The following is a 10835-nucleotide window of genomic DNA, read 5'->3' as shown; positions in this document are numbered from 1 at the left end:
GCGCCGCACCATCCCCTTCTGCGCCAGCCGCTCGGCCACCGTCTGCACCGTGTTGTACGCGAGCTTCTTCCCCGCGTCCTCGTTCAGCCTCGTCAGCAACTCACGGACCCGCAGCGGACCAGGCGCCCCCCACAGCACGTCCATGACGGAACGCTCAAGCGATCCAGCCAACCCGGCCACACGGCCACCTCCGTCCTCCCCACATTGTGCCGGAGAACCGACTCACGGTGAAAAGGGGACGTCTCGGACCTGGCCCAATCGGCGCGGAAGGCCGCGTCGCGGGAGGCGCCGCGGATCCGCCTCGCGCCGGGCGTCTTCAGGCGTTGCGCCCGGTGCCGCGATCGGGGGCGGTCATATCCCCCGTCGCGGGCGTGCCGCCGGAGAGCCCGTAGCGCAGGTACACGGTGCCGTTCGGACTGGCCACCGGCGGCTCGAGGAGCGAGACGTTCGCGGGCACCGCACCGCCGTCGAACACCTTCTTCCCGACGCCGAGCACGATCGGGTGCACCCAGAGGTCGAGACGGTCGAAGAGCTTCTCGCGCAGGAGCGTCTGCACCAGGTTCAGGCTCCCGACGACCTTGACGTTCTCGTGCTTGTCGCGGATCTCGCGCACCGCGGCGGCCAGGTCCGGGCCGAGTTGCGAGGACCCGGCCCAGGAGAGGTCGGGCCTGCCGCGGGAGGCCACGTACTTGGGCACCCTGTTGAAGAGCGCGGCGATCTCGTTGTCCTGGCCGCCCTCCTGGTGCGGCCAGTAGGCGGCGAAGATGTCGTACGTCCGCCGGCCGAGCAGGAGCGCGTCCGTGCCCTCGTACGCGGCACCGATCTGCGCCCCGGCGACGTCGTCCAGCAGGGGCGCCTGCCAGCCTCCGAACGGGAACCCCACCGGGTCCTCGTCGGGACCGCCGGGCGACTGCCCGACGAGGTCGAGGGTCGCGAACATCTCGATGTGGATGAGGCCCATGGTCACTCCCGCTGGATCGGCTGTCTCGGTTGAGAGGTGGACCTGGGGACGCCGGCGGACTCATCGCTCCGGCGACACCAGCGGGGGGTGAGGGCGAGCTTGCAGTTGAGGGCTAAGGGACGGCCGTCACGGACGCGTCGTCCGTGACGCTTTCGCGGGAACCCGGGGCATCGGTCAGGCCGAGCTGCAGGTGCTCGACGTGGTAGAGGGCCTGGTCCAGCAGTTCGGCGACGTGGTCGTCGTACAGGGTGTACACGACCGACCGCCCCTTCCGGGTGCCCGTGACCAGGCCGAGGTTGCGCAGCAGCCTGAGTTGGTGGGAGCAGGCGGACTGCTCCATGCCGACCTCGGCGGCCAGTTCCGTGGCCGGGAGCGGACCTTCCCGGAGCCGGGAGAGGATCAGCAGCCTGGAGGGGGTGGCCAGGGCCTGCAGCGTGGTGGCCACCCTCGCGGCACCGGCCGCGTCCAGGCGTCGGCGTGGGACGCCGCCGGCCGATCGATCAGCTCCGTGGCCCATGCCGCCATCGTACGCCGCGCCACGCATACATGAACCAATGTTCATGTATGCGTGGCGGGTCCGCTGGGACCGCGTCCGTCGCCATCGGCGGAGGCACTCACCGGTGTCCGGGGCGGCCGGCGTGCCGCCAGGCACGCTCGGAGAGCAGGCGCAGACCGTTGAGGCCGACGATGACGGTGGAGCCTTCGTGTCCGGCGACGCCGAGGGGCAGCGGCAGGGTCCCGGCCAGGTCCCAGATCACCAGGCCGGTGATGAACACGGCGGCGATCGCCAGGTTCTGCGCCACCAGCCGGCGCGCCCGCCGCGAGAGGCCGACGACGGCGGGGACGGCGGCCAGTTCGTCGCGGACGATGACGGCGCCGGCGGTCTCCAGCGCGAGGTCGGATCCGGCGCGGCCCATGGCGATGCCGGTGTGGGCGGCGGCCAGCGCGGGCGCGTCGTTCACTCCGTCTCCGACAAGGAGCACGTTGCGGCCGGAGCGTTCCAGTTCCTGGACGGCGGTGACCTTGTCGTGCGGGAGCAGCCCCGCGCGGACGTCGCCGATGCCGGCCTGATCGGCCAGGTGGGCGGCGGCACGCGCGTTGTCGCCGGTGAGCAGGACCGGCGCGGTGCCGGTGAGGGCGGTCAGGGCGGTGACGGTGGCGGCGGCGTCGGGCCGGAGCCGGTCGGTGACGCCCAGCACGCCGGCCGGGGCGCCGTCGATGTCGACCAGCACCGCGGTGCGGCCCCGCTCCTCCAGCCGCTCGGCCACGGCGAGCGCGGGATGGGCGCCGCGTCCGGTCCGAAGCCGGGCCGGGCTGCCGACCGCGACCCGGTGGCCGTCGACGGTGGCGGTGACTCCGGTCCCGGGGGCGGAGGAGAAGTCGGCCGCGGCGGGCACGTCCAGACCGCGGCTGCGGGCGGCCTCGACGATGGCGCGGCCCAATGGGTGCTCGCTGGGGTGCTCGGCTCCCGCCGCCAGCCGCAACAGGGCGTCCTCGGTCAGGCCCGCGCCCCTGAGCGCACGGATGTCCACGACGTGCGGGACGCCCTCGGTCAGGGTGCCGGTCTTGTCGAGCGCAACCTGGTCGACTTGGCCGAGCCGCTCCATCACCACCGCGGACTTGACCAGCACGCCGTGCCGTCCGGCGTTGGCGATGGCCGACAGGAGCGGCGGCATGGTGGCCAGGACCACCGCGCACGGGGACGCGACGATCATGAACGTCATGGCGCGCAGCAGCGATGCGGTCGGATCCGCACCGAAGGCCGGCGGGACGGCGAACACCGCCAGCGTCGCCGCGACCATCCCCGCGCTGTAGCGCTGCTCGACCTTCTCGATGAACAACTGGGTCGGCGCCTTGGTCTCGGACGCCTCCTCGACCATCGCCACGATACGGGCGATCACCGAATCCGACGGATCCCGCTCGACCTTCACCCGGAGCGCACCGGTCCCGTTGAGGGTGCCGGCGAACACCTCGTCCCCGGCCTGCTTGGCCACCGGCAGCGGCTCACCGGTGATCGTGGCCTGGTCGACCTCGCTCGCCCCGTCCAGGACGCGGCCGTCGGCGCCGACCCGCTCGCCCGGCCGCACGAGGATCGTCTCGCCGACGGCGAGCCGGTCGGCGGGCACGGTGTGCTCGGTGCCGTCGTCGTCCAGGCGGGTTGCGGTCGCGGGAGCCAGGTCGAGCAGGCCGCGGACCGAGTCGGCGGTGCGGGCGGTGGCGACCGCCTCCAGCGCGCCGGAGGTGGCGAAGATGACGATCAGCAGCGCTCCGTCCAGCACCTGCCCGATCGCCGCCGCGCCCAGCGCCGCCACCACCATCAGCAGGTCGACGTCGAGCGTCCTGCCGCGCAGTGCCTTCAGCCCGGCCCAGCCCGGCTCCCATCCGCCGGTGACGTAGGTCGCGGCGAACAGCGCACCCCATGCCCAGGCCGGTCCGTCCAGCAGGTAGACCGGCAGCCCGGCCGCGGACAGCACCAGCGCGGCCGCCGCCCATCGCGCCTCTGGCAGCGCGAGCACCTGAGTGCGGCGGCGGCGTGGCGGTCCGCCGGACGGCACGCCGTCGGCCGCGGTGCGAGCCGGACGGGTCAAGGCGAATGACATCGGTGGGTCCTTCGGGAGCCGTCGGTCGAAGGCGGGCCCTGCCCGGGGCCCGCCTCGATCCACCGTAGCAGGAACACATGAACAATAGTTCATACTTTCATGTCTGATCCGTGCGGCTCCCGAGCGCCGAGGGCGCCCGCCCCTTACGACGACCACGCGTGGCGGGGCGGGATGCGGTAATCTCCTGGGGTTTGCGAAGGGGAGTAGTCCTGCGAACCGGTCGTCGACATGCTGGAACCTGATGGTTCCCGGTGGCCGGGCCCGCCGCTGAGGCGGGTGGACGAGACCTTCGGTCCTTTGACGATGGCGCATGCGCGTCGTCGGAGGGTCGAGGTCGTGGGCTCCCCGGATTCGCGCCCCTGATGGTCCTCGCCCCCGGCACGGCTAGCGCGGGAAGGCTTGAGGTGACGGGTCGTGTGGCATTTCGTGCTGCTGATCGCGTGCGCGGTCGTGATCTACCTGTCGTGCGAGTGGTTCGTCAACGCGGTCGAGTGGCTGGGCCGGCGGCTCAATGTCGGGAAGATGGCGGTGGGCACCATCCTCGCCGCCTTCGGAACCGCGTTGCCGGAGTCGGTGGTCACGCTGGTGGCGGTGACGACCGGCGGGACCGCCGAGGCCCGGGACATCGGCGTCGGCGCGGCGATGGGCGGGCCGCTGGCGCTGGCGACCGTCGCGTACGCGGTGACCGGTGCGGCGCTGCTGCTGCGCCGCCGCAGGCTGGCGGGCGCTGAGACCGCCGCCGTCCTGGCCGGGGCCGCCGTCGGCGGGGCGCATGCGGGTGCCGGCACCGCCGCGGGTCACGGCGGTGCGGGCGCCTCCGACGGGCACCAGGAGATCCTCACCGGGCCGGGAGAGCTGGCGCGGCTGGTGAAGGACCAGCGATGGTTCCTGGCGGTGTTCGTCGCCAAGGTCGCGCTGGGGCTGGTGGCGTTCGCGTTCAAACCCGTCCTCGGCCTGGCGTTCTTCGCGGTGTACGCGGTGTACTTCTGGCGCGAGATGTCCGCCGGCTCGGCGGCGCCGCACGCGGCCGACCACGCCGCCGGCGACACGGCCCCCGGTGCGCAGGACGCCGGTGCCGACGATGAGGACGAGCTGGAGCCGCTGAAGCTCCAGCCGCGCCGGCAGGTTCCGGCGACCTGGGCGGTGGCGGCGCAGACGCTCGCCACGCTCGCGGTGATCTTCGTGTCGTCGCAGCTGTTCGTGCACCAGCTGGACGCGATCGGGCCGATGATCGGCCTGCCCGCGGCGGTGACCGCGCTGCTGCTGTCACCGATCGCGACCGAGCTGCCGGAGATCATGAACGCGATCATCTGGGTCCGGCAGGGCAAGACGAAGCTGGCGCTGGCCAACATCTCCGGCGCGATGATGATCCAGGCGACCGTCCCCTCGGGGCTCGGCCTGCTGTTCACCTCCTGGAAGTTCGACCACGCGCTGGCCTGGTCGGGACTGGTCACCATGGCCGCGATCGCGTACCTGCTGGCCACCATGCGCGCGCACCGCCTCACCCCGGCCCGCCTGACCGTCGCCGGAGCCTTCTACCTGGTCTTCGCCGGCGGCCTGGTGCTCATCCTGTCCTGACCGGCGTCCGCGAGAGGCGCCGCGGCGCCGGCGCCTCTTGCGGACGAACGCGGCCTGACGGACCTTGGGAGGGAGACGCTCGGTCGAACGCGGTGCCGGCGATCGCCGATCCTCGGCAGGCCGTGGCCGGCCGCTGGGCGGCGCGACGACGGCGGCAACGGTTCGTGCGTCCTGATGACCGTTCGGCACCATCGAACAGACGGAGGGTCCGATGCGCACTTCCAGGAACGACGAGCCGTTCGCCATCGATCCCACCGGGCGCGACGTCCAGGGCGACGCCGCCCGCATACGCGCGCGCGGCCCCGCGGCGCGCGTCGTCCTCCCCGGTGGCGTCGAGGCGTGGGCGGTGAGCAGCCCCGCGCTGCTGCGCCGGCTGCTGACCGACGACCGCGTCTCGAAGGACGCCTCCCTGCACTGGCCGCCCCTGATCAACGGGGAGGTCGGCCCGGGCTGGCAGTTGTTCGCCTGGGTCGCGGTGCGCAACATGCTCACCGCCTACGGCCCTGACCACCGGCGGTTGCGGCGGCTGATCTCCAGCGCGTTCACCGTGCACCGCACGGCCGCACTGCGTCCCCGCATCGAGGCGATCGTCGCCGCGCTGCTCGACGAGCTCGACGCCGCCGCCCCCGGCGAGGCGGTGGACCTGCGCGACCGCTACGCCTACCCACTGCCGATCGCCGTGATCTGCGAGCTGTTCGGGATCGGGGACCCGGACGCGCGCGACGAGATGCGCCGCTGCGTCGACGCGTTCTTCCGCACCACGACCGGGCCGGAGGAGGCCGCCGCGGCGTTTCCGCGGATGCAGGAGATCCTGCGCGGCGTCGTCCGGGACAAGCGCGCGCGTCCCGCGGACGACCTCTCCTCGGCCCTCATCGCGGCCCGCGACGAAGGCTCACCGCTGTCGGAGGAGGAGTTGGTCGACACGCTGGTCCTGTTCCTGAGCGCGGGGCACGAGACGACCGTCAACCTCCTCGACAACGCCGTCCACGCCATGCTCACCCGTCCCGAGCAGCTGGCTCTGGTCCGAGCGGGACACGCCACCTGGGCCGACGTCATCGAGGAGACGCTGCGCGCCGAGCCCCCGATCGCCAACCTGCCACTGCGCTTCGCCGTCGAGGACATCAAGCTGGAGGACGGCACCGCACTCCGCAAGGGCGAAGCGATCCTCGCCTGCTACGCGGCGGCCGGCCGCGACCCGCAGGCGCACGGCGCCGACGCCGACCTCTTCGATGTCACCCGCGCCGACAAGGAGCACATGGCGTTCGGCTACGGCGTCCATCACTGCCTCGGCGCGCCGCTGGCCAGGCTGGAGGCGGCGATCGCGCTGCCCGCGCTGTTCACCCGGTTCCCCGAGCTGGGTCTCGCCGTGCAGCCGAGCGAGCTCCTTCCGCTCGACTCCTTCATCTCCAACGGCCACCGGACCCTCCCGGCCCGCCTCAAGGCAGCCGCCTGACAGCAGGCCAGGGCGGACGACAGGGCCGGCACCGTGGCGCCCTCGTCGCGACCGACCCGAAGGTGACCAGCGTCCTCCACCGATGCTCCAGGGGAAGCGGCACGGCCGGGAACGTCCGACCCGACCGCTAGGGTGCGTCTTCATGAGGACACTCCACGCGGGACCCGACGAGAAGGTCCGGCCATGAGCCGCTACCGGGGACCCGCCACCCTGATCAGCAGCGGCGGGATCGAGACCGAGGTCTACGTCGATCTGCGCGCCAAGCAGCGGGAGTGGTCCGGAACCGCGACCATCGCCGACTTCGATGCCGACGACCCCCACGACCGGACGCTGCGCCTTCCGGACGGCCGCGAGGCGCAGGTCACGCTCGGCGGCTCGGAAGCCTGGTCCGACGTCATCACGCTGGTCGGAAGCGGTCCGCCGCCCTTCGCCTGAGAAGACCCGCCTCCCCCGGCGTCGAGGCTCTGCGCCTGGACGGGGCGCGCGGCGCGGCCGGCCGCGCCGCTATGCCGATTCGCCGTTCACCGGGGTGACCATGCGGAGGCAGAACGCCGTGACGCGGCGGACGTCGCCGTCCGTCGGAGGATTCCCGCTCCAGAGATGGCCACCGAGCTTGCCGAAGGTCGCGTAGGCGGCCAGCGAGGCGTCGAAGGCCGGATCGGCGCTGCCGAGCTCGCGCAAGGGCTCCGCCAGCAGTTCGGCGAGCCGGTCGCTCGGAATCGGGGACGCGGAACCGCTCACCTCGCTCACCGCCCCCGCGTTCCAGAGCACGGCACGCGTGGTCGCGGCGCTCTCCTCGCAGGCCTGGGAGAGCACGCCCCGGACCCGGCGGCGCACCCTGCCCTCCGGCGTCGGCTCCTTGGACATCTGGTGCGCCACGTAGCCGTACAAGCGCTCGGTCCCGTCCTCGAGAAGGGCGGCGACCAGCGCGTCCTTCGAGGGGAAGTGCCGGTAGAACGCCTCGTTCGACAGCCCGGCCGCCCTCACGATGTCGGCCACGCGCGGACGCGACGACGTGCCGCACCGCTTCATGACCTCGAGCGCGGCGTCCAGCAGGCAGCGCACCTCGCTGGTGTACCCGGCGCCCCGTTTGGCCAGGGCACGCCGGGCGATGCGGCTCGCCACGTCGTCCGTTCGACCGGAAACCGGAATCTCACTCATAGGAATCCCGCAGGGGTCAGACGGGGCCCAGGCCATCGACTCTCAGCAGGGAGCCCGTCGTGTACGAGGAGGCGTCGCTGGCGTAGTCACGAACGCCAGGTCGAGCGCTGGACCACGTTCCTGAACCGGATCAAGGGCCGCGACCTGCCCGGCTTCGACGTGGCCGCGGTATGGCTGCGCGCCCACCGGCCGCTGGACTACGTCCCCGGCATCATGCACGGCGACTACCAGTTCGCCAACGTCATGTACCGGGACGGCGCCCCCGCCCGGCTCGCGGCGCTGGTGGACTGGGAGATGGGCACGATCGGCGACCCCAAGCTCGACCTCGGCTGGATGCTGCAGTCCTGGCCCGAGGACACCGGCGCGCCGGAGGCCGCGGAGGCCAGCTACGTCGACCTGCGGGGAATGCCCTCCAGAGAGCAGATGCTCGGCCACTACGCCGAGGTGTCCGGCCGGCAGGTCGACGACATCGACTACTACCTCGTCCTCGCCAAGTGGAAACTCGGGGTGGTGCTGGAGCAGGGCTACCAGCGCGCCGGGGACGACGCGAAGCTGCTGGCGTTCGGCCCCATCGTGCTCGACCTGATGGCGGGCGCCGCCGACCTGGCCGAGTCGAGCGGATACACCGCATGACCGGCGAGCTGGTGACCGAGCGACACGGCGCCGTCCTGATCGCCCGGCTGAACCGCCCGGACGCGCGCAACGCCCTCAACGCCGCGCTGATCGACGCGATCGGCCGCGCGGTGACCGGCGCGGAGAACGACCCGCGGATCCGGGCGATCGTGCTGACCGCCGCCGGCGACCGCATCTTCTGTTCCGGAATGGACCTGCGGGAGTTCGCCTCGGGAGGCGGCGCGAGCGGCTCGTCCGAGGGAATGGCGGGCTTCGATCGGCTGCTGCGAGGCGAGCTCACCGTTCCGGTGGTCGGGGCCGCCAACGGCACGGCGGTCGGCGGCGGCCTCGAACTGCTTCTCGGCTGCGACGTCATCGTGGCCGCCGAGACCGCCAGGTTCGGCCTGCCCGAGGTCAAGAGAGGGCTGTACCCGGCGGGCGGCGGCACCGCGATCGGCACCCGCATCCCGCTGGCCGTCGCCCTCGAAATGACGATGACCGGCGAACCGATCGAGGCGGCGCGCGCCTACGAGGTGGGCCTGATCAACGCGGTCGTACCGCCGGAGCAGGTGCTCGACGCCGCCCTCGGCCTCGCGGAGAGCATCGCCGGGAACGCACCGCTGGGGCTGGCGGCCGTCAAGGAACTCGTGCGGCTCGGCGTCACCGACCCTGCGCGGGCGGCCCAAGGCAACAAGGAACTCCAGCGGTCGGTGTTCTCCAGCGAGGACGCCAGAGAAGGCGCCGCCGCCTTCATGGAAAAGCGCAAGCCCGTGTGGAAGGGCCGGTGAGTCGTAAGGCCGGCGTTCGGTGAGAGGCCGTGTCCGCCGTTGGCTGCCCTGGTTCAGGTGAGGGGTTGGTCGAGTCGGTGCCGGAGGAGGGTCTGCTGGGCGGGGTTGCGTGTCTGCGCCAGGGCGTGCTGGTCGGCGGTGCGGGCGGCGTCGTTGTCGCCGACGGCGCGCAACAGTTCGGCGCGGGTGGCGTGGTAGAGCGGGTAGCGCTCCAGGATGCGCCGGTCGGCCGCGGACAGGGCGTCGAGGGCGGCCAGGGCGTTGGACGGGCCGCCCCGAGGCGGCGGGGCGTGGTGGACGGCGACGGCGCGGTGCAGGCGGTGGACCGGGGACGGGGCCAGCGCGAGGAGGATGTCGTAGAGCACCAGGATCTGGGCCCAGTCCGTGTCGTCCCAGGTGGGGGCTTCGGCATGGCAGGCGACGATCGCGGCCCGCACCTGGTGGGGGCCGGGGCGCTTGGCGGTGGCGGCGCGTTCCAGCAGGCCGATGGCCTCGCCGATGGCGGCGTGGTCCCAGCGGCTCCGGTCCTGGTCGCGGAGCGGGACCAGGTCGCCGGCGGAGGTGAAGCGGGCGGCGGCGCGGGCCTGGTGGAGGCGGACGAGGGCGAGCAGGCCGAGGACCTCGGGCTGCTTCGGCATCAGCCAGGCGAGCTGGGCGGCGAGCCATTCGGCGTCGTCCGCCAGGTGGGCGGCCTGGGGCCGGTCGCCGGCGGTGGTCAGATAGCCCTCGTTGAACAGCAGGTAGACCACGGTCAGCACCTGGTCCAACCGGTCGGGCAGTTCGGTGTCGCCGGGGATCCGGTAGGGGATGCCGGCGGCGGCGATCTTGCGTTTGGCGCGGGAGATGCGCTGGGCGACCGCCGATTCGCCGACCACGAGCGCGGCGGCGATCTGGGCGGTGGTCAGGCCGCACACGGTCCGCAGCGTCAGCGCGATCTGCGCCTCCCGGGGCAGGGCGGGATGGCAGCAGGTGAAGATCAGCTTCAGCCGGTCGTCGGGATCGGGCTGCGGCGGCCACCGCAGCCGGGCGAGCTTGTCGCGGTAGTTCGCCTGGCGGCGCAGCACGTCGATGCCGCGCCGCCGCGCGACCGTCAGCAGCCATGCGTCGGGATGGTCGGGGACGCCCTCGGCGGGCCAGCGGCGCAGCGCGGTCTCCACCGCGTCGGCGACGACGTCCTCGGCGGCGGCGAAGTCGCCCAGCACCCGCACCAGGCAGGCGGTGAGCCGGCCCGCGTGCTCGCGCACCACGCGGGCCAGCTCGTCGCGCGCATCGCCGTGCGCATCGTCATGCGCCTGGCGGCGCGGGCCGGGACGGTCTTCGGGCACGGCGGTCAGTCGATGGGACGGATCTCGACGACGGGGCAGGCCGGCCAGTCGCGGGCGATGGCCAGCGCCTGGTCGAGGTCCTCGACGTCGACCTCGGCGTAGCCGGAGACGACCTCCTTGCCCTCCACGAACGGCCCGTCGGTGACGATCGGCCCGGCGCCTTCGAGCCGCACCGTGGTCGCGGTCTCGGCCGGTCGCAGGTGGGCGTGGTGGGTGATGTGGGCGGCGTGATCGGCGAACCACCGCCCGACCCGCTCGAACGCCGCCTGCCGCTCGCTCTCGGTCATCGCCTCCAGTTCGCGCGCGAACTGCTCGGTCTCGACGAACATCAGCACGTACTTCACGGTCTCGATCCTT

The 10835-nt window shown here is 72.9% G+C and carries 11 protein-coding genes and 1 pseudogene; 5 read left to right on the top strand and 7 right to left on the bottom strand.

Annotation, left to right across the window (positions count from 1 at the left end; all coding sequences use genetic code 11):
* The 4 genes from J4557_RS52180 to J4557_RS17990 all read right to left on the bottom strand — a co-directional run.
* Window positions 1-180: BlaI/MecI/CopY family transcriptional regulator (locus J4557_RS52180; protein WP_372442497.1), on the bottom strand; the 180-nt coding region annotated here is incomplete at its 3' end.
* Between the two features lie 136 nt (window positions 181-316).
* Window positions 317-961, bottom strand: a complete 645-nt coding sequence (locus J4557_RS18000) for a dihydrofolate reductase family protein (protein WP_208267828.1) — start codon at window positions 959-961, stop codon at window positions 317-319.
* Window positions 962-1073: 112 nt separating this feature from the next.
* Complete coding sequence (locus J4557_RS17995) at window positions 1074-1478, bottom strand: ArsR/SmtB family transcription factor (RefSeq protein ID WP_208267826.1); 405 nt, start codon at window positions 1476-1478, stop codon at window positions 1074-1076.
* A gap of 97 nt (window positions 1479-1575) precedes the next feature.
* Window positions 1576-3561, bottom strand: coding sequence for a heavy metal translocating P-type ATPase (locus J4557_RS17990; protein ID WP_208267824.1), 1986 nt, complete (start codon window positions 3559-3561; stop codon window positions 1576-1578).
* A gap of 414 nt (window positions 3562-3975) precedes the next feature.
* On the opposite strand from J4557_RS17990, the gene J4557_RS17985 reads away from it, so the two are divergent.
* The 3 genes from J4557_RS17985 to J4557_RS17975 all read left to right on the top strand — a co-directional run bounded on the left by J4557_RS17985 (window position 3976) and on the right by J4557_RS17975 (window position 7027).
* Window positions 3976-5139: a sodium:calcium antiporter gene (locus J4557_RS17985; RefSeq protein ID WP_208267822.1), complete on the top strand. Its 1164-nt coding sequence runs from the start codon at window positions 3976-3978 to the stop codon at window positions 5137-5139.
* 211 nt (window positions 5140-5350) lie between these two features.
* Window positions 5351-6592, top strand: a complete 1242-nt coding sequence (locus J4557_RS17980; RefSeq protein ID WP_208267820.1) for a cytochrome P450 family protein — start codon at window positions 5351-5353, stop codon at window positions 6590-6592.
* Between the two features lie 183 nt (window positions 6593-6775).
* Window positions 6776-7027, top strand: coding sequence for a DUF4873 domain-containing protein (locus J4557_RS17975; RefSeq protein ID WP_208267819.1), 252 nt, complete (start codon window positions 6776-6778; stop codon window positions 7025-7027).
* A 69-nt stretch (window positions 7028-7096) separates the two neighbouring features.
* Here the strand turns inward: J4557_RS17975 and J4557_RS17970 are convergent, their stop codons facing one another.
* Window positions 7097-7717 (bottom strand): TetR/AcrR family transcriptional regulator, encoded by a 621-nt coding sequence (locus J4557_RS17970; RefSeq protein WP_344407380.1) that lies wholly within the window; start codon window positions 7715-7717, stop codon window positions 7097-7099.
* Between the two features lie 81 nt (window positions 7718-7798).
* On the opposite strand from J4557_RS17970, the pseudogene J4557_RS17965 reads away from it, so the two are divergent.
* Both J4557_RS17965 and J4557_RS17960 read left to right on the top strand, forming a co-directional pair.
* Window positions 7799-8386 (top strand): annotated as a pseudogene (locus J4557_RS17965) (phosphotransferase family protein); the annotation flags it as partial.
* Window positions 8383-9153: an enoyl-CoA hydratase/isomerase family protein gene (locus J4557_RS17960; RefSeq protein ID WP_208267816.1), complete on the top strand. Its 771-nt coding sequence runs from the start codon at window positions 8383-8385 to the stop codon at window positions 9151-9153. The pseudogene J4557_RS17965 and the gene J4557_RS17960, both read left to right, overlap by 4 nt.
* 53 nt (window positions 9154-9206) lie before the next feature.
* Here the strand turns inward: J4557_RS17960 and J4557_RS17955 are convergent, their stop codons facing one another.
* Together J4557_RS17955 and J4557_RS17950 are read right to left on the bottom strand one after the other, a co-directional pair.
* Window positions 9207-10478, bottom strand: a complete 1272-nt coding sequence (locus tag J4557_RS17955; RefSeq protein ID WP_208267815.1) for an RNA polymerase sigma factor — start codon at window positions 10476-10478, stop codon at window positions 9207-9209.
* Between the two features lie 5 nt (window positions 10479-10483).
* Window positions 10484-10822 (bottom strand): YciI family protein, encoded by a 339-nt coding sequence (locus J4557_RS17950; RefSeq protein WP_307799934.1) that lies wholly within the window; start codon window positions 10820-10822, stop codon window positions 10484-10486.
* Window positions 10823-10835: the final 13 nt, after the last annotated feature.

It is taken from the genome of Actinomadura nitritigenes (assembly GCF_017573545.1).
In the GTDB taxonomy this organism is placed as follows: Bacteria; Actinomycetota; Actinomycetes; order Streptosporangiales; family Streptosporangiaceae; genus Spirillospora; species Spirillospora nitritigenes.
The sequence above is the reverse complement of the archived record's forward strand: the minus strand, read 5'-3'. Positions and strand labels throughout refer to the sequence as shown.